Source organism: Nonomuraea monospora, assembly GCF_039531895.1.
GTDB lineage: Bacteria > Actinomycetota > Actinomycetes > Streptosporangiales > Streptosporangiaceae > Nonomuraea > Nonomuraea monospora.
The window spans coordinates 71,264-92,881 of sequence record NZ_BAAAQX010000042.1 but is presented as its reverse complement, the minus strand read 5'-3'; the positions used below and the strand labels follow the sequence as shown (position 1 = coordinate 92,881).

Sequence of the window (21,618 nt, the reverse complement as noted above, 5' to 3'; positions counted from 1 at the left end):
AGAAGGGTCCTAAGTGAGGAGGGCGAGGGTGTCGGGCAGGTCGGTGAGGCCGGCGTCGGAGCCGAGGCCGGTGGCGACGCGGGCGGCGGCGGCCGTGCCCCAGCGGGCGGCCGTGAGGACGTCCTGGTCGTGCAGCAGGCCGGTGAGGAAGCCCGCGCAGTACGCGTCGCCGCAGCCGGTGGTGTCGGAGACGTCGGTCTTGAGCGCCGGCACGCGTTCCGCGCCGTCCGCGGTCATGACGAGGCTGCCCGAGGCGCCGAGCGTGACCAGCACGCCGCGCGGCCCGTCGGCGAGCAGGGCGCGGGCGGCGGCCTCCACGTCGTCGGTCCCGGTCATGAGCATGGCCTGCGACTCGTTCGGCAGCACGTGGTCCACGTGCGGCAGGAACGCGCGGGCCATGCCCAGCAGGTCGGGCATCTCCGAGAGCAGGTCCATCGTGACGACGGCGCCGGCCGAGCGCGCCTCGTCGAGCAGCGCGAAGAAGGCCGGGTCGCCGAGGCCGAAGGTGACGTCCATGCCGCCCAGGTGGATGGCGCGCGCCGAGCGCAGCAGGCCCTGGTCGAGGTCGGCGAGGGTCACGCCGAGGTTCGCGCCGGGGACGTGGAAGCTGGGGCGCCCGCCGTCCGGCCTGATGGGCAGGATCGAGGCGGCGGTCTGCTCGCCCGTCCTGCGCACCAGGCGGGAGGTGTCGACGCCGCGCTTGGCCAGGATCATCAGCAGGAAGTCGCCGAGCTCGTCGTCGCCGATCGCGCCCATGGTCACCACGTCGTTGCCGAGCTTGACCAGGTCCACGGCCGTGCCGGCGGCGGCGCCCGCCGCGGTGAGGCGGATCTGGTCGACCAGCACTGTGTCCTGGCCCTGGGGGATGTGCTCGACGGGTCTGGCGAGGATGTCGACGATGTGGACGCCGACTGTGACGACGGTCATGCTCTTAAATAGACAGACGTCCGAATAAAACGTCAAGAGGTGTCCCCATGCCGAAGATCGTTGACCACGATGAGCGCAGGCGCGAGGTGCTGTCGGCGGCCAGCCGGGTGATCGTCAGGGACGGCATCGACGCCGCCACCACCCGGGCCATCGCCAAGGAGGCCGGCTACTCCAACGGCGTGCTGGCCCACTACTTCGCCGACAAGGACGAGATCCTGCTGTCGGCGTTGCGCGGCTCCCACCGGCGCATCAGGGACCGGCTGACCGGCAAGGTGGCGGGGCTTACCGGGCTGGCGGCGCTGCGCGAGGTGCTGCTGGACAACCTGCCGCTGGACGACGAGCGGGCCGCTGAGACGCGGCTGGAGGTGAGCTTCTGGAGCCGGAGCCTGGCCGCCGAGCGGCTGGCCGAGGTGCAGCGGGCGGAGGCGGGCGAGCTGCGGGCCGCCGTGCGCGAGCTGCTCGGGCAGGCGCGCGAGGCCGGCGAGCTGGCGATGGACGACGACCTGGACGACGTGGCCGAGCGGCTGCTCGCCCTGATGGACGGGCTCAGCCTGCGGCTCCTGCTCCACCCGGACCGGCTCAGCCGCGACGACGTCGAGCGGCTGATGCTCCAGACGCTGGAACGGCTGTAGCGACCGGCCGGAACGACCCACTACTGTCCAGGCACATGAGCCTTCGCGAGCAACTGTGCGAATACGGCCGGCGTGCCATCGAGCTCGGCCTCGTCATCGGCACCTCCGGCAACCTCAGCGTGCGCGAGGGCGACCTGGTGACCGTGACCCCGTCGGGCGTCGCGCTGGATCGGCTCACGCCCGAGCTGTGTCCCGTGGTGGACCTGACCACCGGCCGCCGGGTGGCGGGCGAGCTGCGGCCGTCCAGCGAGACGCCCATGCACCTGGCCATCTACCGGACCACCGACGCGCGGGCGATCGTGCACACGCACTCCGTGTTCGGCACGGTGGTGGCCACGACGATGACCGAGCTGCCGCCCGTGCACTACAACGCGCTGCTGCTCGGCGGGGTGGTGAAGGTCGCCGAGTACGCCACGTACGGCACGCCCGAGCTGGCCGCGAACGTGCGCGAGGCGATGGCGGGCAAGCGCGCCGCCCTGCTGGCCAACCACGGCGGGGTCACCATCGGGGCGACGCTGGAGGAGGCGTTCGAGGCCACCCGGCTGCTGGAGTGGCTGTGCGAGGTGTACGTGCGGGGGCTGAGCATCGGCAAACCGACCGTCCTGACGGACGAGCAGCTCGCGGCCGTGATCGACCGTGCGCTCAACCCCCCGCCGCTGTGACGACGCGGCAGGCCGGCCGCCGCTATGCCAGCGCCGCCTGCTCGGCCAGCCCGAGCGGAAGCCCGCCCGACCCGGCGATCCGGTCGTGGAACTCCTTGGCCGTGCCCTGGAACGACTCCCTGATCCGGTCGATCTCGATCGCGCCCGTGAGGTACGAGGGCGCCTGCGTGGGCCAGGCGCAGTAGCGGTTGACCTCGCCCTGCGCCGTGCCGGGCGACAGCGACGCCTTGGTGGCCATGTGCGTCTCGGCCTCCTCGATCGTCATGTCCTCGCAGTGCAGCGCGGTGTCCACGACGATGCGGGCGGCGCGGAAGATGCGGCAGTCGAGGTGGGCCAGCTCGGTGGCCGGGGTGTCGAAGTAGCCCTGCTCGTGCAGGAGCTTCTCGACGTACAGGGCCCAGCCCTCGGTGAAGTACGGCGTCCTGAAGACCTTCCTGACCGTCCTGGGGTTGCCCGCCATGTACGACAGGTGCCAGTGGTGCCCGGGGTAGGCCTCGTGCACGGCGATCGAGGGCATCTGGGCCCGCGAGTTGGTGCGCAGGCGCTGGCGCACCTGCTCGGGGGTGAAGTCGTCCGGCGTGTACGGCACGAAGAAGATGCCGGTCCTGGACGCGCTGAGCGGCGGCGGCGACAGGTAGTGGGCCACGGACAGCACCGGCCGGGTGTACTCGGCCGACGGCAGCACCTGGCACTCCTCGCCGTCGGCGAACGTCACCAGGTCCCGCTCCTTGACGAAGTCGCGGGCCCGCAGGGTCTCCGCCTCGTACTCGGCCCGCATGTCGGCCAGGGTCGGCGGGTGGTCGTCCATGAGGTGCTCCATGGCGGCCCGCCAGTCCTGCGTGCCGTTGACCTGGAGCGCCACCTCGCGCATGCGCGTGTCCAGCTCGGCCCAGGCGGCCTTGCCCTTCTCGTGCAGCTCGGCGGCGCCGTAGCCGAGCAGCTCGCGCTCGCGCAGCAGCGTGGAGTAGAGCCGCTCCCCCATCCGCCAGGTGCCGCCGCACTCGAAGCCTTCGAGGAAGGCGACGAGCTCGTCGAAGGCCCGGGCGGCGGGCTCGGCGGCCTCGGCCAGCCTGGCGCGCAGGCTCTCGTCCTCGACCATGGACGGGATCGTGCGGGTCAGGAAGTTGCGGCCGGTGCGCGCCTGGCCGAGGCCGCGCTCGACGAGCAGCGGGGCGGCCAGGTCGGGGTCCAGGTTGGCGCGGCAGGCGGCCAGCACGCCGGGCACCTCGCCCAGGCGGAGCAGCGCGGAGGCGACCAGCTCGGGCTCGGGCTTGAGCCGGCGCTGGAACGGCGCGTACATGGAGGTGAAGATCGCCCCGAGGTATACGCTCGGGTCGCGCCGCCATTCGGGCCAGGAGGCCAGCGCGATGGAGCCTCTGAGCTGCGACAGGACGAGATCTCTGTCGATCGCGTCGTCCAGGGTGGGCGCCTCGGCGGCGGACAGGCGGTCAAGCCAGAGCACCTGCTCGCGCTCGCGGGCCTGCCAGGCGGAGGCGGTGAAGTCGCCGAGTGTGTGATCGTAACCGTCGGCCCCCAGTGAGGCTGCGACGACCGGACGGTCGGAAAAGTACCACTTGAGAAACTCGTCCACCGGTGCACCATATCCTGAGCAAATGCCCCTGCAGATCACTGGCGCGCTAGGCGACCCTGACCTGATCCGCCTCCCCTGGGAGACCCCTCTCGAAGACTGGCCGCAACACCATCTGGTCGATCTGCCGCGCGGCATCTCGCGGCACGTGGTGCGCTTCGCCCGGCTGTCAGGCAAGGTGTACGCGATCAAGGAGATCAGTGAGCGTTACGCCAAGCGGGAGTACCAGCTCCTGTGGGACCTGGCCAGGCTCGACGCCCCCGCCGTGGAGCCGGTCGCGTACGTCACCGGCCGCGAGGAGGGCCTGGACGCGGCGCTGATCACCCGCCACCTGCAGTTCTCGCTGCCCTACCGCGCCGTCATGTCGGGCACCCTGCGCCCCGACACGCTCACCCGCCTGCTGGACGCGCTGGCCGTCCTGCTGGTGCGGCTGCACCTGAACGGGTTCTACTGGGGCGACTGCTCGCTGTCCAACACGCTGTTCCGGCGCGACGCGGGGGCGTTCGCGGCCTACCTGGTGGACGCCGAGACCGGCGAGATGCACCCGATGATCAGCGAGGGGCAGCGGCTGACCGACATCGAGACCGCGCACACCAACATCTTCGGCGAGATGCTCGACCTGGAGGCCGGCGGGCTGCTGCACCCGTCGATCGACCCCATGGAGACCGCCGAGGACATCGTCGCCCGCTACCACCGCCTGTGGAACGAGATCAACGAGAGCGAGATCATCGAGGAGGTCGACTGGCACCGCGTGGAGCAGCGCATCAGGCGGCTGAACCTGCTGGGCTTCGACGTGGCCGAGATGATGGTGCGGCGCAAGGTCGGCACGGGCCGCCTCATCGTCCGCCCCAAGGTCGTGGACGCCGGCCACCACCAGCGGCGCCTGCTCCGCCTGACCGGCCTCGACGTCGAGGAGAACCAGGCGCGGCGGCTGCTCAACGACCTCGACGGCTTCCGGGTGGCCAAGGGCCTGCGGCACGAGGACGAGGCGATAGTGGCGCACCGGTGGCTGGCCGAGGTGTTCCAGCCCACCGTGGAGTCCATCCCCGCCGGGCTGCGCGGGAAGCTGGAGCCCGCGCAGCTCTTCCACGAGATCCTCGACCACCGCTGGTTCCTGTCGGAGCAGGAGGGCGGCGACGTCGGGCTGGCGACGGCGGCGAAGTCGTACGTGGACAACGTGCTCGTGCACAAGCCCGACGAGCGGGCGCTGCTGCCGGAAGAGGCCGATCAGTAGGCGATCGAGATGCGCTGACGGGGGTGGGCGGCCTTGTCCACCTCGTCGGCGATCGCGACGGCGAAGTCCTCGGCGGTGATGAAGCTGCGCCCCTCGGCGTCGGTCATCAGCAGGTCGCCGCCGAGCCGGTAGGTGCCGGTGCGCTCCCCCGGCGCGATCTGCGCCGCCGGCGAGACGAACGTCCAGTCGAGGTCCTCGACCTCGCGGTACAGGCGCAGCAGCGCCCGGCCGGCCAGCGCCTCCTTCTTGTAGAGGTCGGGGAAGTCGGGCGTGTCGACCAGGTCCTGGCCGGGGGCCACCTGGAGGCTGCCCGCGCCGCCCACGACGATCACCCGGCGCACGCCGGACGCCCGCGCGCCGTCGATGAGCGCGCGGTTGGCCGCCAGGAAGGGCGGCTCGGGCTCGCTGCCGTCGCGCGGCGGGGCGATGGCGGAGACGATCACGTCGTGGCCCTCGGCCAGCGTGGCGGTGTCGTGGATGTCGCCCTTGACGGGGCCGGTGCGGCTGAGGCCGGTGACCTCGTGGCCACGGTCGCGGAGCTCTGCGGCGATGCGCTGCCCGACCATGCCGGTCGCGCCGAATACCAGGATCTTCATGCCGCCAAGAGTATCCATCGGATACTGGTTACTTCATCGTGCTATAAGTACCTTATGGATACCGGCGATGTCTTCGACCCTAACTGTCCGACCCGGGTGGTTCTGGATCGCATCGGCGACAAATGGTCGGCGCTGGTGCTGCTCTGCCTGGACGGCGGGCCCATGCGCTTCACCGCGCTCAGGACGCGGATCGGCGGCGTCACCCCCAAGGTGCTGACGCAGACGCTGCGCGCCATGGAGCAGGACGGGCTGGTGACGCGGGAGGTCTTCGCCGAGGTGCCGCCACGGGTGGAGTACGCGCTGACGGACCTCGGCCGCTCCCTGCACGGGCCGATCTCCGTGGTGGCCGACTGGGCCGAACGCAACGTCGGCGAGATCATGCGCTGCCGCGAGAAATTCTCATAAATCGTACGTTCTTCCGTAGTAGTGGTGTTTTTCTACTTCGCAGCCATATAAAACCCCCTCGCCCGAGACCGGCCGTCACCTGGACGCCGCCCTTTCCCCCTACGCTGACTGCGTTCCACCACGGTGAGGGAGGTCACGTGCTGGGAATCGACGGCTGCCTGGCGGAAGTCATGTCCATACCGGGCGCGCTGGACGCCATGCTGGTGGACCACACGAGCGGCATGGCGGTGGCCTTCAGCACGGCCGTCGGCGTGGACGCGGACCGGTCGGCCGCCGCGCTGACCGAAGCCCTGCGCGCCACCACCGACGGCCTGGCCCGCACCTGCCCCGGTGACGTCGTCCGCATCGACGACATGCTCGTCACCACCGACAAGGGTCACCATCTGCTCCGGCTGATGGAGACCGTCTTCGAAGGACCGCTGGTCATCTACGTACGTCTTGACCTGGAACGATCCAACCTTGCACTGGCCAGGCACCGCCTGCGCACCATCTCCAGCCGGCTCGCGACGTGACCCATGACCAAGCTCGACACACTCCTGGCCGGGCTCGCCCGCGAGCACTCCACCGGCGCGCTCCAGGTCGGCAGGAGCGGCACGATCTTCCTGCACGACGGGCGCGTGACGTACATGGAGTGCGCCCAGACCCCCAGCGTGGAACGGCTGCTCGCGGCCAGGGGGCTGATGAGCGAGGCCGCGCTGCGGCGGCTGCAGACCGACGGCGGCTGCGAGCGGCTGCTCGCCGAGGGCGGGCCGCTCACCCAGGGCGAGCTGCAGTACGCGGTGCTCGGGGGCGTCCTGGACGCGGCCTTCTTCCTGCTGCCGGTCAGCGGGGCGCGCCCCAAGTTCCGGCCCGGGGAGCGGCACTGGCTGGGCGGGCAGTGGTTCTTCGACGTGCCGGGTCTGGTGCGGGAATGCGCCCGACGGCGGGCACAGCTCGCCCAGATCTGGCCCTCCGCCGAGGTGGACAGCCTCCCCGTGCGGCCGATGGTCCGGCTGCCCGGGCACGCGGTGACGCTGGACCGCCTCCAGTGGGAGGTCATCGCCAGGGCCGACCAGAAGGCGACCCCGCTGGAGCTGGCCAAGCAGATGGGCCGGCCCGCGTACCCCGTGCTGCTGGCGGTGCGTCGGCTGGCGGCCTCCGGGCTGCTCGCCGCGCCCGACCTGCCCCAACGGCGGACCGATGGCGAGCATCCGCCGCACGACCCGGGGGCGCGGACCCAGCCACTGGGCCCGCCCGTGACGGGTGATCCGACCGATCTGGCGCTGCTGATGCGGCTGAAGAAGGCGCTTGAGGAGCTGTCGTGAGGTTCCCCTCACTCAGGAGGAGGCCACCGGTGGAGCTAGGACAAGAGGTTCTGGAGGAGATGACGCTCCTGCGCGAGCGCACTCCGGACATACAAGGAAGCGTCGCCTGCACCGTGGACGGCCTGCAACTCGCCTGCGACCTCGCGGGCAAGGCCGGAGAGCAGGCGGCGGCACTCTCGGCGGCGCTGCTCGCGATGAGCAGACGCATGCTGGTCATCACCGGCCAGGGCGCGCTCGAGGAGACGCTCATCTCCGGTACGGCCGGCTTCACGGCGTTCTACGCCGCCGGACCCACCATCGTCCTCACGGTCCTGGCCGGACCCGGCGCGAACGTCGGGCTGCTTCGGCTGGAGGGCAGGAAGACGGCTGCCGCAGTGGCCGCCGTCGCAGCTCGACAACGATGAGAGGAGACAGAACATGGCCGGCATGGACGTGTCGCTCAAGGAGATGATGACCATCGACGGGTCCGTCGGGGCCGCCATCGTCGATCACGGCAGCGGCATGGCGCTGGGCGCGCTCGGCGGCTCCAAGGACATGGACCTCCAGGTCGCCGCGGCGGGCAACACCGAAGTGGTCAAGGCGAAGCTCCGCACGATCGACTCGCTCGGGCTCAAGGACAGCATCGAGGACATCCTGATCACGCTGACCAACCAGTACCACATCATCCGGCCGATCACCGGCCGCAGCGGCAAGGGCCTGTTCCTGTACCTGGCGCTCGACCGTAATCGGTCCAATCTGGCGATGGCCCGCCACCAACTCCGGGGCATCGAGGAGAAGCTGGAGGTCTGACGCCCGTTCCGGTGGCCCGGCTCCGCGAGGAGCGGGCCACCGGCGGGGGCTCTACGGCGGTGCCAGACCGCCGGCCACCGACGCGGGCTCAGGCCGACGTCAGCTTGGTGATCTCCGCGACGAAGCTCGGCCAGAGCTCGCGCGGCAGGTCGTGCCCCATCCCCGGGTACGTCACCAGCCGCGCCCCCGGGATGGCCGCGGCCGTGGCCTGCCCGCCCACCAGCGGCACGAGCGGATCCGCCTCCCCGTGCAGCACCAGCGCGGGCACCTTGACCTGGGCGAGCGCCGCCGTGCGGTCACCCGAGCCCATGATCGCGGCGAGCTGCCTGGCCGTGCCCGCCGGGTCGAAGCAGCGGTCGTACGCCAGCGCCGCCAGCGCCTTGATCCGCTCCTGGTCCAGCTCGTAGCCCGGCGACCCGATGGTCGACCAGGTGCGCACCGCCTGCTCCAGCACCGCCTCACGGCCCTGGGGCGGCCTGCCCATCAGGATCGCGGCGGCGGCCTCCGTGGGCGGGGCGATGGACGGGCCGGGCGTGGACATGATCGAGGTCAGGGTCAGCACCCGCTCGGGGTGCCGGATCGCCAGCGTCTGGGCGATCATCCCGCCCATCGAGGCGCCCACGATGTGGGCCGCCGTCCAGCCGAGCACGTCCATGAGGGCCGCGGTGTCGTCGGCCAGGTCGTCCAGCAGGTAGGGCGGCGCCGCTCCCATCGCGGGGGCGCCGTGCTCGTGCAGGTGCGTGGACAGGCCGGCGTCGCGGTTGTCGAAGCGTACGACGTGGTGTCCCTGCTCGGCGAGGAGCTCGCAGAGCGTCTCGTCCCACTGGATGAGCTGGGCGCCGAGCCCCATGATGAGGAGCAGGGGACGCCCGGCCGGTGAGCCGAAGCTCTCGTAGGCGATGTCGATGCCGTTGGCGGCTGCGCGCATGGTCACGACCACCAGAATGTCATTCTGGTGGCCGCCGCGTAAAGGTGTCCGCATTCCGGGAGCGCGCACTGGGGTCGGCGCGCGTCCGGATCAGTGCGCGTCGAGGTCAGCGCAGGTCGGGATCCGCACACGCCGGGATCTGCGCGCGTCGGGATCCGCGCAGGTCGGGATCCGCGCGCGTCGGGATCCGCGCAGGTCGGGATCCGCGCGCGTCGGGATCCGCGCGCGTCGGGATCCGCGCGCGTCGGGATCCGCGCAGGTCGGGGTCAGCGTACGAGGAGGGCGCGGAGGCGTTCTCCGCCGAGGATCAGGCCGCCGCCCGCCATGGACAGCACGCCCGCCGTCAGCGCGCCACCGACCAGGCCCGACTCCTTCGGCTCGCCCACGGGCGCGTTGAGGAGCTGGCCGCCGGCGGAGGAGGACTCCTCCTCGGGCCGCGGCGGGGTCGCGGGGTTCGTGTCGCGCTCGGCCCACGCGCCGGTGGAGAACGGCACCGGATAGTTCTTCTTGCCCACCCCGGAGCCCCACTTGGTGATGACGTAGTCGACGTCGATGTGGCCCTCGCCGCCGATCCCGTCCACGCCCAGCGTGCTGGAGTTGAACTCGCCGCCGGTCAGCTCGGCGAAGGTCTTGGCGTCGAGGTCCAGCATGATGCCGCGGTTGGACGGCGTGCCAGGCCCGCGGTCACCGACGAAGAAGGGCATCTTCTTGCCCTTGTAGACCACGTAGCCCTCGGTCAGCAGCGGCCAGCTCGGGCTGGCGGCCAGCCCCTTCTGCATCGGCTTGCCGCTGGCCGGCAGGCCCGTGTCACCGGCGCGGCCGGAGGCGTCGTCCCAGAAGTACGAGGCGGTGGTCGAGCCCTTGAGCAGGATCTTCTGGTCGGTGTCGGAGTCGGCGTGGGCGGCGGTGCCGGCGATGGTCAGCGCTCCGACGGTGGAGGCGGTGAGCACGGCGAGGGAACGCAGGCCAAAACGGGCAGACATGAAGCAGCAAAACCCTTCACTGGGGGACAGGGAGGTTGCACTCACGGAAAAGGGCGCGGCGCAGCAGAACGCCGCGAGGTCGCTACGCGGAGCGCAAGATACGAGTCTTCGGGGAAGGGGGCCGCTCAGTGGGCGGCCGGCAAGACGCGGTCCGGGGGTACGACGCGCTGATGCATGAAGTAACTTGTCCTCTCCATCACGCCTACCGGGTTAGCTGACGGGTTCGGGCGTGGAGATGCCCTACCGGCACAGGGCCGGATTCACCCCAACGGAGGTGGTTCCCCGGTTCCCGAGGGTTCGGGATTCGGCGCCAACCGGTGGTCCCTCTGGGGTAAGGACTAGGTCACCGGCTGGTAATGGCGATTACCTTAGCCACGGAATCGGACATCTGCCAACTATTCACCATGAATCGCCATAAAGATCTACCTTGTCACGGGAAGAAAAAAGGGGGCACGGCATGCCGTACCCCCGCGCGAATTTCAGCCTCAGCCGCCGCTCTTGCGCCTGAACGATCTTTTACTCGCAGCCGGGCCGTGCGCCCCGTGGATCTTTGATGGGTCGCCGCCCCTGCCACCCGCGCCCGAGCCCGCGCCCTGGTTGCGCTTGCGCTCCAGCGCCTCGCGGAACTTGCGCTTCATCTCGTCCTCGGGAGTTTCGCTGACTTCCGGCTCCGGTGTATCCGCCATGAGGACCTCCATGGTGTTGGGGACAGTTCACAGCTTCGCACGGCACCGCTTATGACGCGAAACCGGGCTCACCACGAAGTGAAGGCCAGCAACCGGAAGACCGGGTCGGGACCGCCCGAACGGCCCTGCCCGTGACCGACGAACCGCGACTCCCCGCTCAGCCGCAACCCCTGCCCGGCCGCCTCCGCGATGACCGGGCGGGCGTCGTCGAGCAGGTGCGGCAGCCAGATCGTGGTGACCGCGTCCACCGAACGGTCGCCCATCGGGAGCCTGCGCCCGTCCCCCAGCACCACCCGCACCCGTCCCGGCCATCCGCGCCATCCCGGCGGCGGCGTCCACGCCGAGCACCCGCAGCCCGCGCGCCGCCGGCTCCCCGGTCACCAGCCCCGTGCCGCAGGCGACGTCCACCAGCGCGCCGGACGGCTCAGGCACCAGGCCGCGCACCGCCTCCGCCGCCGCCCCGGGTCTCGTCGTACCGCCCGGCCTCCAGGTCGTAGTCGATCACACCAGGTAAAGGGGATCCGCTCCGTTCCTGGTGTTGTGTTGAGACGGGTGCGGACATAGATCCGGGGATGAGACTCCTCGGTCGTGACCTGGCGATGGATCTTGGGGCGGCGAGCACGCGGATCTACGTCAAACGCAAGGGAATCGTGCTCGACGAGCCCTCCGTCGTGATGTGCGACGGCCTCACCGGCAAGATCGTCGGGTTCGGCGCGGAAGCCGTCGCCGAGACCGGCGGGCGCACGCACTGGCCCGTCAGCGGCGGGCTGCCCGCCGACGCCGAGCTGGCCCGCCGCATGATCCGGCACTTCCTGCGCAAGGTGCACTGGCATCCGTACGCCAGGCCGCGCCTGGTCATGGCGCTGCCCTGCGACTCCACGCCCATCGACCGCGAGGCGCTGCAGAGCATCGCGTACGAGGCGGACGCCAGGACCGTACGCCTCATTCCGCACGCGCTGGCCGCCGCGCTCGGCAGCGGGATGTCACCCGACGACCGCACCGGCCACATGGTGATCGACATCGGCCGCGACGCCGCCAGGATCGCGGTGCTGTCCGGCGAGTCCGTGGTGGCGACCGGCTCCGTGCCGTACGGCGGGCAGGCCGTCAACAGGGCGATCGTCCGGTTCGTCGAACGCGAGCACGGGCTGCAGCTCGACGACCGCGAGGCCGAGACGGCCAAGCGGCACGCGCACGACGGCGAGGTCATGGTGCGGGCCCGCGACCCCGAGACCGGCCGCGAACGCGAGCTGACGCTGCCCGTCCAGCACATCTTCGAGGCCACCGGGCAGCCGGTCGAGTCGATCGCGCGGGCCGCCATGGAGACCGTGGAACGCTGCCCCGCCGAGCTGGCCGCCGACCTCGGCGAGCGCGGCGCGGTGCTGGTCGGCGGCGGCGCGTTGCTACGCGGGCTGGGGCGGCGGCTGCGGGAGACGTTGTGCATGCCCGTGCGCAGGGCCGAGCGGCCGGTGGAGTGTGTCGCGCTGGGGCTGGGGCGGTGCGTGGACGAGCTGGGACTGATCGGGAGGCTCCGTGGCGGCCGTACGTGACCGCACATCCATAGGAGGCAAGCGCATGACCGTCCGCGGCATCGACCACGTCGGGGTGACCGTGCCCGATCTCGACACGGCCACCGAGTTCTTCGCCCGCGCGTTCGGCGCCGAGGTGCTCTACGACACCCTCCCCCGCGCGCAGGGCCCCAAGGGCGGCTGGGCGACCGAGCGGCGGCTCGGGGTGCCGCAGGGCACGGCGGAGGTCGCGGTGCGCATGCTCCGCCTGCCCAGCGGGCCCGGCATCGAGCTGTTCGAGTTCAGCGGGCCGCGGCAGGGCGGGGCCGCGTTGCCGTGCGACCTGGGGTGGCAGCACGTCGCCCTGTACGTGGACGACCTCGACGAGGCGTTGCGGCAGGTCATGGAGGCGGGCGGGGTGCGACTGTCGGAGCCGGTGCCGCTGCCGGGGCCCGAGTCGGGCGAGCGCAACCGGTTCGCCTACTGCCGGACGCCCTGGGGCGGGACGGTCGAACTCCTGACTTATCCGGACGCTCAGCCGTACGAGAAGGAGACCGACCAGCGCCGCTGGCGCCCGTGACGGACGGCTGACTCACCTGCCGCGGCGAGACTGCGGCGGGTCAGCATTGCGGGCGGCCGGGACGGTGGCGGGTCGGTGTGGTCGGGGGCCGGGAGGGCGGCGGGTTCACGGGCACACGTGCAGGCCGGGGGCCTGTTCCCAGCCGGTCAGCGCCAGGATGCGGCGGACGGCGGGAGAGATCGGATCGAGGACCAGGGTGCGGTCCGCGGATAATCGGGCCGCCGCGACGACGATGAGCCGCATGCCCGACACGTCGATGAACGTCAGCCCCGACAGATCGAGCCGGATGTCGTGGCTGCCCGCCAGGAGGGCCCAGGCCAGGGCGCCCGCGAGCAGGTGCCGGTTGCCGCGGTCGATCTCGCCGCATATACGCAGGCCGAAGGGGTGCGGAACGAGGGTGACGCGTGCGCGGTCGTCGGTTTCGAAGGTCATCCGGCTCCGTGGGGGCGGCCATGCCGTACATGGTGCATCTGCCCTAGAAAGACCGTCTCATGCCGCCGCGAAGCTACCCCCGCCGTGCTTTTTGCGTGATTCACTCGTTAGCCGACGGTGATCTTAGATAGGGTCCCCTCGTGCGCGCCCGCCGTCACGCCCTGTTCGCGGTGCTCTTCTGTGTCGCGGCGATTACGGCGTGCACAGCGGCGTCCGAGCTGCCCACGCTCGAAGCGGCCACCAAGCAGCTCGACGCCGACGCCGGTGAGCTGATCAGGGCCAGCGAGCTGCACCTGTCGGCGGTGCGGCGGGCCGACGACGACACCTGCGTCCCCGGGCAGCTACGGCATTTCGTCCAGGCCGAAAGTGATCGGGCCGGGGCCACCGACGGGCTGCTGGAGCGGTTGCGGGCGCTCGGCTACGACAAGGTCGTCGACGATCTCGACCTGCGCGACCACGACCAGGACGTGGCGGTGCTGCGCAACCCCCGGACGCGGCTGGAGTTCGAGCTGACCGTGCTGTCCGGGGAGCGGAGCGGGGTGCGGGTGGTGGGCAAGACCACCTGCTACGCGGCCGAGTAGACAGCACGGCTCAGGCCACCCGGCCGAGTAGGCGGGGCGGCTCAGGCCGCCCGAGCGAGTAGGCAGGGCGGCTCAGGCCACCCGGGCGAGCGGGCCCGGGCGGCCTGGAGATGAGGTCAGGGCGTGGACAGGGCCTCGGTCGGGGAGAGGCGCGAGGCGCGGATGGCCGGGTAGAGGCCGGCGACCGCGCCGATGAGCAGGGTCGCCGCCAGGCCGCCCGCCGTGGCCCAGACCGGAACGACCGACGGCCAGCCGCTGTAGAGCGCGTACCCCATCGTCACCCCCGTCCCCAGCAGGACCCCGCCGGTTCCCCCCAGCGCGGACAGCAGCAGCGACTCGGCCAGGAACTGCGTCCTGATCTGCCCCCTGGTGGCCCCCAGCGACCGGCGCAGGCCGATCTCCGCACGGCGTTCCAGAACGGAGATGACCATCGTGTTGGCCACCCCGACCCCGCCCACGAGCAGGGCCACCGCGCCCACGCCCAGCAGCAGGCCGGCGAACGCCTGGCTGGTGGCCTGCTTGGCGGCCAGCGCGTCGGACGGCCGGGAGATGTCCACCTCGTTGGGCGCCTCCGGGTTGGCCGTGCCCGCCAGCACCGCCCGTACGTCCTCCAGCCGGGACTCCTCCGAGCGGGTGTAGAGCGTGGTCGGATGGCCGTCGAAGCCGAGCCGCTCCTCCGCCACCGGCCAGCCGACGAGGACGCCGCTGTCCAGGTCCACGGCCAGCGCCACGGGCTCCAGCACGCCGACGACCGTGAAGCGGATGCCGCCGACGACGATCTGCGTGTCGGGGCCGGCCGCGCCGATGCCGAGCCGCTGGGCGGTGGACGAGCCGATCACGGCGGCCGGGTAGCGCTCGGTGGCGGCGTTCAGCCAGGTGCCGCTGCGCAGGGTCGCGCCGACCGTGGCGGGCAGGTCGAGCCGGGCCGCGTACGTGTTCAGTCCGCCCGTCTGCGCCTCCGGGATCTGCTCCGAGCGGTAGACCTTGGCCTCGGGCACCTTGCCGATGGACGAGACCGACTCGACCGGCCCGATCCGCTCGATCATCGCCTCGGCGTCCTGCGGCATCTGGGCCGCCTCGCCGGTGAGGGTCGTGCCGGAGGACAGGGTGAGCAGGTTCGTGCCCAGCGCGGAGAGCTGGCGGTCCAGCTCCGCCCCGGACGACGACGACAGCCCGACCACGCCGACCATGGCCGCGATGCCGATGGCGATGCCCAGCGCCGACAGGAACGCCCGCAACGGGCGCGTCCGCAGGCCGACCGCGCCGACCCGCATGACGTCGGCCGACCGCATCCGGGCGGGGAACAGCTTCGGCCGCTCGATGACCGTCATCACGCCACCCCGGATTCCGCGCGCTCCGTCGGCTCTACGGGCTCCGCATGCTGCGCGGGCCCGCCGTCCCGCGCGGCCTCCGTGTCCTGCGCGGCCTCCGCGTCCTGCGCGGGCTCCCCTTGCTTTGCGGGTTCCCCGTGCTTTGCGGGTTCCCCGTCCCGCGCGGGTTCCCCGTGCTTTGCGGAGCGGGCGGCCGAGTCGGAGATGATCTCGCCATCGCGCATCCGTACCTGACGAGGCAGGCTGGCCGCGATCTCGCGGTCGTGCGTGATGATCACGATGGTGGTGCCCGCCGCGTTCAGCTCGTGCAGCAGCTCCATCACCCCGGTGCCCGAGACGGAGTCGAGGGCGCCCGTGGGTTCGTCGGCCAGCAGCAGCGGCGGCTCGCCCGCCACCGCCCTGGCGATCGCCACGCGCTGCCGCTCCCCGCCCGACAGCTCGTGCGGCTCATGGTCCATCCGGTGCTCCAGCCCCACGCGCTTGAGTGCCACCGCCGCGCGGCGGCGCCGCTCGGCCCTGCTCAGACCGGTGTAGACGAGGCCGTCGGCCACGTTGTCCAGCGCCGGCACCTTGGCCGCCAGGTGGAAGGACTGGAAGACGAACCCGATCGTCGTCGCGCGCAGCGCCGAGAGCTGGTTGTCGGACAGCTTCGAGACGTCGTACCCGTCGATCTGGATGGTCCCCGCCGACGGCCGGTCCAGGGTGCCGACCACGTTCAGCATGGTCGACTTGCCCGAGCCCGACGGGCCGACGATGGCGACCAGCTCGCCGTGGCCGATCCGCAGCGACACCGACTTCAGCGCCGCCACCCCGCCGGGGTACGTCCTGGACACGTCCGTCAGCGCGATCATGGGATAGCCGGTCATTTCGGCATCCCCACGGTCATGCCCTCACTCAGCCCGTCCCCGGAGACCTCGACCCGGCCTCCCGCGAACAGCCCCGTCCTGACGGCGACGTAGCGGGAGCTGCCGCCCTCGACGACCTCCAGGCCGAACCCGCCCTCCTGCAGCGCCACCAGCGCCGCCACCGGAACGGTCAGCACGTTCTTGCGCTGCGAGGCCGTGAACGTCACGTCCACCGACGCCTTGTCCAGCCCCTTGGCCGCCTTGGCGCTCCCGATCGAGACCAGCGCCTCCACCCGCGTCTCCGGCTCGGCGTTCTGGCCCTCGCCCGGCACGATGACCGTGGCCACCTCGGTGACCTTGCCCTTCGCGGTCTTGCCGTCCGGCAGCGTCACCTCGACCTTGGCGCCCTTCTTGGCCATCCGCTGGTCCTCGGCCTCGAGTTGCACCGTGATCACCTTGGCCGTGCCCGTGTACGTCAGCACCTTCTGGCCGGGCTGGGCCGGCTGGCCCTCCTCGGTCTCCAGGCTCTCCACGCGCACCTTGCCGGGGGCGAAGACGACCCGGCCCAGCTCGACCACGCCCGTCTCGTCCAGGCCGCGGTCCTCCTGCCACTCCTGGACGGCCTCGTAGGTGTCGTAGGTGTACTCGTCGTCCACCGTGAAGCCGTCGTAGCCGAGCTTGCTGAGGTTGCGCTCCAGGTTCTCGACGTCCTTGCCCTCCACGCCGATCTTCAGGTCACGGTAGGCGGGCACGTCCCCGTACAGCAGCATGACCGGCTTGTTGTCCACCCGGTACAGCGACTTGCCCCGGGTGATCGTCGCGCCGCTCTCCGGCAGCCAGGTGAGCGTGCCGGGCTGGCGCGCCATGGCCGAGGTCACCGGGCCGTAGCCGAGTTCGCCGTCGGCGTCCCTGGTGTCGTTCAACGTCTGCCTGGTCACCGTCGTGGTGGCCGGCGGCAGCGCGGCGGCCGACCGGGTCGGGCCGGCGCCGCCTTCGAGCAGGCCCGCGCTGTTGACCGCGACGAACCCGCCGCCCGCCACCGCCACCGCGACCAGGAGCCCGGCCACCAGCTTGCCCCTGCCGCGGCGGCGGCGTTGCCGGGGCGGCGTGGCCTCCGGCTCCGCCTTGCCGTCGATGGTGGCCATACCCATCAAGAACCTCCCATGCCCGCCTCGGCGGACACCTGCTTGCACTTCTCCTCGGCGGACTTGAAGTCGGGGTCCTCGGCGACCTCGGGGGTCAGGCGCATCATGTTGCCCTCGGGGTCGGGGTAGGCCTCGACGCCGTTGTCACGCATGCACTGGGCGACCTTGCGCATGTTCTCGGCCATCTTGGGGTCGCCGGCGCCCTGCCGCGTGCCGCTCGGGGCGTACTGCTGGCACGCCTCCTGGGCGGCCTGCACCTTCTCCTGCGGGGTGTTCTGGTCGAACTTCATCATGACCCTGCCGCTGGAGTCGGGGTCGGGCATGTCGACGCCGTTCTCCCGCATGCACTGCGCGAACTTGAGGGACTGCTCCTTCGGGTCCGCGCTCGGCTTCGCGCCGGCGCCGGCCGACGCCTGGCCGCTGGTGCCGTTCGCGGAGGCGACCTTCGCCCCGGTGTCGCCCGAGCCGCAGCCCGTCAGGAGCAGGGTGAGCGCGAACGGTGCTGTGACCAGCGCGCTGAGGACTCGTCGTCGCATGAAGCTCTCCTTGTCGAATGATCTGTCGCCACGAAGGCCGTTCGATGGGAGATGCAATAGGGGACGGTGTTTCCTCAGCGTTTCCGTATCCCCGGGTTTTCCGCTTATTCGGAGCAAATGCCCCCTCCGCCACACTCGGCTCTGTAAACGGATGGAAAGGCCTGGGGTGCGGCATGCGGGTGCTGGTGGTTGAGGACGAGCCGATGCTCGCCGACGCGATTGCCGAATGGCTGCGCGAGGAGACGCACGCGGTCGATCTGGCACACGACGGCGAGGCGGCGCTGCAGCGCATCGCGGTCAACGACTACGACGTGGTCGTGCTGGACCGGGACCTGCCGCGCGTCCACGGCGACGAGGTGTGCCGGGAGATGGTGGCCTCCGAGTGCGACGCGCGGGTGCTCATGCTCACCGCCGCCGCCCAGCTCGACGACCGCGTCACCGGCCTGTCCATGGGCGCCGACGACTACCTGACGAAGCCGTTCGCCTTCCCCGAGCTGGCCGCCAGGGTGCTGGCGCTGGGGCGGCGCTCGCGGCCAGCCGCGCCGCCCGTGCTGCGGCGCGCCGGGATCACGCTCGACCCCGCGCGGCGGGAGGTGTTCAGGAACGGGCGGTTCGTCCCGCTGTCGAAGAAGGAGTTCGCCGTCCTGGCCGAGCTGCTGCGGGCCGACGGCAACGTCGTCTCCGCCGAACAGCTCCTGGAGAAGGCCTGGGACGAGCACGCCGACCCGTTCACCGGAGCGGTCCGGCTCACCATACTCAAGCTGCGCCGCAAGCTCGCCGACCCGCCCGTCGTGGAGACCGTCGCGGGAGTGGGGTACCGGATCGCATGAGCCTGCTCCCGCCGGCGCTGCGCAGCCGCCTGCGCCCCACGCTGCGCATGCGGCTCACGGTGGTGTACGGGGCCGTCTTCCTGCTGGCCGGGCTGGTGCTGCTCGGCGTCACGTACCTCTTGTTCAACCAGCAGCTCGTACAGACCTTCGACGACCGCTACGCCGCCCCCGCGGAGCCGGGCCGGTCAAAGCAGCTCATCATCAACCAGAACGGCGTCACCCTCTACGGTGACGCCGCAGTCGAATGGCTGTGGCGGCAGCAGCAGGAGCTGCGCGCCGCCGCCGTGACCTCGCTCCTCACCCAGGGCACGATCGCGCTCGTCGTGGTCGGCGGCGCGGCCGTGGTGCTCGGCTGGTGGGTCGCCGGCCGCGTCCTCGCCCCGCTGCACCTGGTCACCGCCACCGCCCGCAAGATCGCCGCCGCCCCCATGGCGGAACGCGGCCTGCACGAACGCATCGCCCTCACCGGGCCCGCCGACGAGGTCAAGGACCTGGCCGACACGTTCGACACCATGGTGGAGCGGCTCGACCACTCCTTCGACGGGCAACGCCGGTTCGTCGCCAACGCCTCCCACGAGCTGCGCACCCCGCTGACCCTCAACCGGGCGCTGGTCGAGCTGGCCATGCACCGCCGCACCGCCTCCTCCGACGTCAAGGAGCTGGGCGAGAGCCTCCTGGACATCAACACCCGCCACGAACGCCTCATCAACGGGCTGCTGCTGCTCGCCAGATCCGAGCAGGAGGTCGCCGACCGCTCGCCCGTGGACCTGGCCGACATCGTCACCCACGTGGCCGCCCAGGCCGCCGACCAGGCCGCCGACGCCAAGATCACCCTGTACGAGGTCGTCGCCCCTGCCCCGACCACCGGGGACGCGCTGCTCCTCGAACGGCTCGTGCACAACCTGGTCGAGAACGGCATCCGATACAACCTCGACGACGGCACCGGCTGGGTGCGGCTCGTCAGCCGTACCGTGTCGGGGGACAAGGTCGAGGTGGAGGTCAGCAACACCGGGCCGGCCGTGGCGCCGTACGACGTGCCGCTGCTCTTCAAGCCCTTCCACCGGCAGGCCGGGGAACGCTCCGTCACCGGGACCAGCGCGGGGCTGGGGTTGTCGATCGTGCGGTCGGTGGCGGTCGCGCACGGGGGCGACGTGCGGGCACGGCCTCGGGAGGGCGGGGGGCTCGTGGTGGCGGTGGCCCTACCCCGGGCTACCGGTCGGTCCTGGTAAGCAGTTCTTCGTGCGGGCGGCCCGGATTCACGGTGACGATCTCGTACGCCGCCCAGGTCGTCGGGAACGGTCTGACCCCGACAGCAGGAACGTCCCGTCGGCGTGGTGACGCTCCAGGTAGACGTCATTGTTCCCTATATAAAGGGACAGCTTCCGCTGCGTCCCCGCCCTGGCGAGGCACGTCCTCCGCAGGCTCACGCCTCTCCAGATGCGGCTCCCGGCCCGGAGCCGTACGCACACGCCGCACCGACGGCACCACCAGGGTGGCGACGGTCAGCACCACGGTGAACCCGGCGCACACCAGCAACACAGGCCGACTGCCGAACGCGATCGCCGCCGGACCGGCCAAACCCATGCCGAGCGGCGCGGCCACCAACGACCCCAGCATCGTCACCGACGTCGCCCGCGCCACGAACTCCTCCGGCACATGCTGCTGCACAGCCGTGGTCTGCAGCACGTTGTACACCACCACCTGCGAACCGGCAGCCGCAGCCGCCACCACCAGCAACCACAGGGCCGTCGGCACGGCGAGCAGCGCCGGAAGCGGCGCCATGAGCAGGAACGACAACAGCGCCGCCGCCATGGGACGCCCCGGCCGCCATCGGGTGCCGAGCAGGCCGCCGGCGAGCCCGCCCACGGCGTACGCGATGCCGATCGCCGACCACGCGGGGGCGCCGCCGAGATGCAGGTCGGCGACGTAGGGGCCGAGCACCATGAGGGGGGAGACCACGATCATGTTGCCGAGGGCGATGTGCACGATCCACACCCACAACCAGGTGCGCCTGCGCACCTCGGCCAACCCTCCCCCGATGCTCACCAACAACCCACCCGTCCGCGCCCGGTCGCCGGTGAGGGTGCGGGGGCCTCCCGCAACCGTGCGCCGTCCGACAACCGCGCGCCCTTCGGTAACCGCGCGCCCTTCGGTAACCGCGCGCGGTCCGGCAACCGCGTCAGGCCCGCCAACCACCGCATCGGGCCCCGTGGCCGTGCGCGGAAGCAAGGACAGGAAGGTCGCGCTCACCAGGAACGTCAGCGCGTCCACCAGCACCGCCCAGCCCGGCCCGACCAGCGCCACCAACGCCCCGGCCGCGCCGAGCGCCACGATCGAGGCGGCGCTGCGGGAGACCGAGATGAGCGAGTTGGCCGCCTGGAGGTGCTCCCTGCTCGCCAGCGAACCCACAAGCCCCACCGCCGCCGGACCGAAGAACGCGGAACCCGCGCCGGCGACGAGTTGCAGGGCCACCAGCATCCAGATCTGCGCGGTGCCCGTGATCAGCAGCACCGCCGTGAGCCCGTGCGCGCCGAACCGGACCAGGTCGGCGAGCAGCATGATGGTGCGCCGCGAGAACCGGTCGCCCGCCGCGCCGCCCACCAGGGTCAGCACGATGACGGGCAGGCGGGTGCTGAGCACGACGACGCCGAGCTCCGCCGGGGAGCCGGTGAGGTGCAGGACGGCGAACGCGAGGGCGAGCGGTGTCAGCGAGTCGCCGAACGCCGAGGCCGTCTGGCCGACGTAGTAGCGGCGAAAGTCGCGGATCGCCAGGGGCGCGAAGATGGCGGTGCACCTTTCCTGCTCGGGCTGCTCGGCCTGCGCCCCTTCCTGACGCGGGAGGGACCTACGCCCTCTCCCGACGTGGGAAAGGCCGACGCTCCCTCCCGACGCGAAAAGGAGCGGCGCCCCCTCCCGACGTGGGAAGGGCCGACGCCCTCTCCCGATGTAGAAGGGAGCGGCGCCCCTCCCCGACGAAGGAAAGGTCGACGCCTCTCCTGACGCGGGAGGGACCGGCGACCCTTCCTGGTGTGGGAGGGGCGCGGGCCGATGAGGTCTGGAAGTCACCTTGCCAGGAGCCACCGACAGAAAATCGGCTCA

Annotated in this window: 26 protein-coding genes and 1 riboswitch; of the genes, 13 read left to right on the top strand and 13 right to left on the bottom strand. The window is 71.5% G+C overall.

Annotation, left to right across the window (positions count from 1 at the left end):
- Positions 1-9: 9 nt before the first annotated feature.
- Positions 10-927, bottom strand: coding sequence for a carbohydrate kinase family protein (locus ABD331_RS49900; RefSeq protein WP_344492512.1), 918 nt, complete (start codon positions 925-927; stop codon positions 10-12).
- A 47-nt stretch (positions 928-974) separates the two neighbouring features.
- Here ABD331_RS49900 and ABD331_RS49895 point away from each other — a divergent pair, with 47 nt between their 5' ends.
- Positions 975-1,559: a TetR/AcrR family transcriptional regulator gene (locus ABD331_RS49895; RefSeq protein WP_344492509.1), complete on the top strand. Its 585-nt coding sequence runs from the start codon at positions 975-977 to the stop codon at positions 1,557-1,559.
- A 35-nt stretch (positions 1,560-1,594) separates the two neighbouring features.
- The gene (locus tag ABD331_RS49890; RefSeq protein ID WP_344492506.1) at positions 1,595-2,221 is read left to right on the top strand and encodes a class II aldolase/adducin family protein; all 627 of its coding nucleotides are present in this window, start codon (positions 1,595-1,597) and stop codon (positions 2,219-2,221) included.
- 22 nt (positions 2,222-2,243) lie between these two features.
- Here ABD331_RS49890 and ABD331_RS49885 read toward each other — a convergent pair whose 3' ends face one another.
- Positions 2,244-3,812, bottom strand: coding sequence for a DUF885 domain-containing protein (locus ABD331_RS49885; RefSeq protein WP_344492503.1), 1,569 nt, complete (start codon positions 3,810-3,812; stop codon positions 2,244-2,246).
- A 22-nt stretch (positions 3,813-3,834) separates the two neighbouring features.
- Between ABD331_RS49885 and ABD331_RS49880 the strand changes: the two genes are divergently transcribed.
- Positions 3,835-5,043 (top strand): DUF4032 domain-containing protein, encoded by a 1,209-nt coding sequence (locus ABD331_RS49880; RefSeq protein WP_344492500.1) that lies wholly within the window; start codon positions 3,835-3,837, stop codon positions 5,041-5,043.
- On the opposite strand, the gene ABD331_RS49875 is transcribed toward ABD331_RS49880, so the two are convergent.
- Positions 5,037-5,639: an NAD(P)-dependent oxidoreductase gene (locus tag ABD331_RS49875; RefSeq protein ID WP_344492497.1), complete on the bottom strand. Its 603-nt coding sequence runs from the start codon at positions 5,637-5,639 to the stop codon at positions 5,037-5,039. The genes ABD331_RS49880 and ABD331_RS49875 overlap by 7 nt on opposite strands.
- A gap of 96 nt (positions 5,640-5,735) precedes the next feature.
- Here ABD331_RS49875 and ABD331_RS49870 point away from each other — a divergent pair, with 96 nt between their 5' ends.
- The 5 genes from ABD331_RS49870 (at position 5,736) to ABD331_RS49850 (ending at position 8,137) form a co-directional block, all read left to right on the top strand.
- Positions 5,736-6,044 (top strand): winged helix-turn-helix transcriptional regulator, encoded by a 309-nt coding sequence (locus tag ABD331_RS49870; RefSeq protein WP_344492493.1) that lies wholly within the window; start codon positions 5,736-5,738, stop codon positions 6,042-6,044.
- 137 nt (positions 6,045-6,181) lie between these two features.
- Entirely contained in the window at positions 6,182-6,556 is a 375-nt protein-coding gene (locus ABD331_RS49865) for a roadblock/LC7 domain-containing protein (protein ID WP_148434533.1), read from the top strand.
- Between the two features lie 3 nt (positions 6,557-6,559).
- Positions 6,560-7,348 (top strand): hypothetical protein, encoded by a 789-nt coding sequence (locus ABD331_RS49860; protein WP_344492489.1) that lies wholly within the window; start codon positions 6,560-6,562, stop codon positions 7,346-7,348.
- A 29-nt stretch (positions 7,349-7,377) separates the two neighbouring features.
- Positions 7,378-7,752, top strand: a complete 375-nt coding sequence (locus tag ABD331_RS49855; RefSeq protein WP_344492486.1) for a roadblock/LC7 domain-containing protein — start codon at positions 7,378-7,380, stop codon at positions 7,750-7,752.
- Between the two features lie 13 nt (positions 7,753-7,765).
- Complete coding sequence (locus ABD331_RS49850; RefSeq protein WP_148434530.1) at positions 7,766-8,137, top strand: hypothetical protein; 372 nt, start codon at positions 7,766-7,768, stop codon at positions 8,135-8,137.
- An 88-nt stretch (positions 8,138-8,225) separates the two neighbouring features.
- Here ABD331_RS49850 and ABD331_RS49845 read toward each other — a convergent pair whose 3' ends face one another.
- The 4 genes from ABD331_RS49845 to ABD331_RS49830 form a co-directional block, all read right to left on the bottom strand.
- Positions 8,226-9,065, bottom strand: coding sequence for an alpha/beta fold hydrolase (locus ABD331_RS49845; RefSeq protein WP_344492613.1), 840 nt, complete (start codon positions 9,063-9,065; stop codon positions 8,226-8,228).
- A 266-nt stretch (positions 9,066-9,331) separates the two neighbouring features.
- Positions 9,332-10,048: a hypothetical protein gene (locus tag ABD331_RS49840; protein WP_344492481.1), complete on the bottom strand. Its 717-nt coding sequence runs from the start codon at positions 10,046-10,048 to the stop codon at positions 9,332-9,334.
- A gap of 184 nt (positions 10,049-10,232) precedes the next feature.
- Positions 10,233-10,368: riboswitch (cyclic di-AMP (ydaO/yuaA leader) on the bottom strand.
- A 165-nt stretch (positions 10,369-10,533) separates the two neighbouring features.
- Positions 10,534-10,734 carry a DUF5302 domain-containing protein gene (locus ABD331_RS49835; RefSeq protein ID WP_148434528.1) on the bottom strand — a complete coding sequence of 67 codons (201 nt, stop codon included), beginning with the start codon at positions 10,732-10,734 and terminating at the stop codon, positions 10,534-10,536.
- A 68-nt stretch (positions 10,735-10,802) separates the two neighbouring features.
- Positions 10,803-11,024, bottom strand: coding sequence for a class I SAM-dependent methyltransferase (locus ABD331_RS49830; protein WP_344492478.1), 222 nt, complete (start codon positions 11,022-11,024; stop codon positions 10,803-10,805).
- Positions 11,025-11,306: 282 nt separating this feature from the next.
- Here ABD331_RS49830 and ABD331_RS49825 point away from each other — a divergent pair, with 282 nt between their 5' ends.
- Positions 11,307-12,281, top strand: a complete 975-nt coding sequence (locus tag ABD331_RS49825; protein ID WP_344492476.1) for a rod shape-determining protein — start codon at positions 11,307-11,309, stop codon at positions 12,279-12,281.
- Between the two features lie 25 nt (positions 12,282-12,306).
- The gene (locus ABD331_RS49820; protein ID WP_344492474.1) at positions 12,307-12,819 is read left to right on the top strand and encodes a VOC family protein; all 513 of its coding nucleotides are present in this window, start codon (positions 12,307-12,309) and stop codon (positions 12,817-12,819) included.
- Positions 12,820-12,924: 105 nt separating this feature from the next.
- Here the strand turns inward: ABD331_RS49820 and ABD331_RS49815 are convergent, their stop codons facing one another.
- Positions 12,925-13,251: an STAS domain-containing protein gene (locus ABD331_RS49815; RefSeq protein ID WP_344492472.1), complete on the bottom strand. Its 327-nt coding sequence runs from the start codon at positions 13,249-13,251 to the stop codon at positions 12,925-12,927.
- A gap of 140 nt (positions 13,252-13,391) precedes the next feature.
- Between ABD331_RS49815 and ABD331_RS49810 the strand changes: the two genes are divergently transcribed.
- On the top strand, positions 13,392-13,832 hold the full coding sequence (locus ABD331_RS49810; protein ID WP_344492470.1) for a hypothetical protein: 441 nt from the start codon (positions 13,392-13,394) through the stop codon (positions 13,830-13,832).
- 116 nt (positions 13,833-13,948) lie between these two features.
- Here ABD331_RS49810 and ABD331_RS49805 read toward each other — a convergent pair whose 3' ends face one another.
- Genes ABD331_RS49805 through ABD331_RS49790 form a run of 4 tightly spaced genes read right to left on the bottom strand, consistent with a single transcriptional unit; the run spans position 13,949 to position 17,689 of the window.
- Positions 13,949-15,163, bottom strand: a complete 1,215-nt coding sequence (locus ABD331_RS49805; protein WP_344492467.1) for an ABC transporter permease — start codon at positions 15,161-15,163, stop codon at positions 13,949-13,951.
- Entirely contained in the window at positions 15,163-16,029 is an 867-nt protein-coding gene (locus ABD331_RS49800) for an ABC transporter ATP-binding protein (protein WP_344492464.1), read from the bottom strand. The genes ABD331_RS49805 and ABD331_RS49800 overlap by 1 nt, the downstream gene beginning before the upstream one ends.
- A complete protein-coding gene (locus ABD331_RS49795; RefSeq protein ID WP_344492461.1) occupies positions 16,026-17,153 on the bottom strand; it encodes a peptidoglycan-binding protein in 1,128 nt (375 codons plus the stop codon). The genes ABD331_RS49800 and ABD331_RS49795 overlap by 4 nt, the downstream gene beginning before the upstream one ends.
- Before the next feature lie 5 nt (positions 17,154-17,158).
- Positions 17,159-17,689 (bottom strand): hypothetical protein, encoded by a 531-nt coding sequence (locus ABD331_RS49790; protein WP_344492458.1) that lies wholly within the window; start codon positions 17,687-17,689, stop codon positions 17,159-17,161.
- Positions 17,690-17,862: 173 nt separating this feature from the next.
- Here ABD331_RS49790 and ABD331_RS49785 point away from each other — a divergent pair, with 173 nt between their 5' ends.
- Together ABD331_RS49785 and ABD331_RS49780 are read left to right on the top strand one after the other, a co-directional pair.
- Positions 17,863-18,519, top strand: a complete 657-nt coding sequence (locus ABD331_RS49785) for a response regulator transcription factor (protein ID WP_344492455.1) — start codon at positions 17,863-17,865, stop codon at positions 18,517-18,519.
- Complete coding sequence (locus ABD331_RS49780) at positions 18,516-19,748, top strand: sensor histidine kinase (protein WP_344492452.1); 1,233 nt, start codon at positions 18,516-18,518, stop codon at positions 19,746-19,748. The genes ABD331_RS49785 and ABD331_RS49780 overlap by 4 nt, the downstream gene beginning before the upstream one ends.
- A 124-nt stretch (positions 19,749-19,872) precedes the next feature.
- On the opposite strand, the gene ABD331_RS49775 is transcribed toward ABD331_RS49780, so the two are convergent.
- Positions 19,873-21,585: an MFS transporter gene (locus tag ABD331_RS49775; RefSeq protein WP_344492449.1), complete on the bottom strand. Its 1,713-nt coding sequence runs from the start codon at positions 21,583-21,585 to the stop codon at positions 19,873-19,875.
- Between the last annotated feature and the right edge of the window lie 33 nt (positions 21,586-21,618).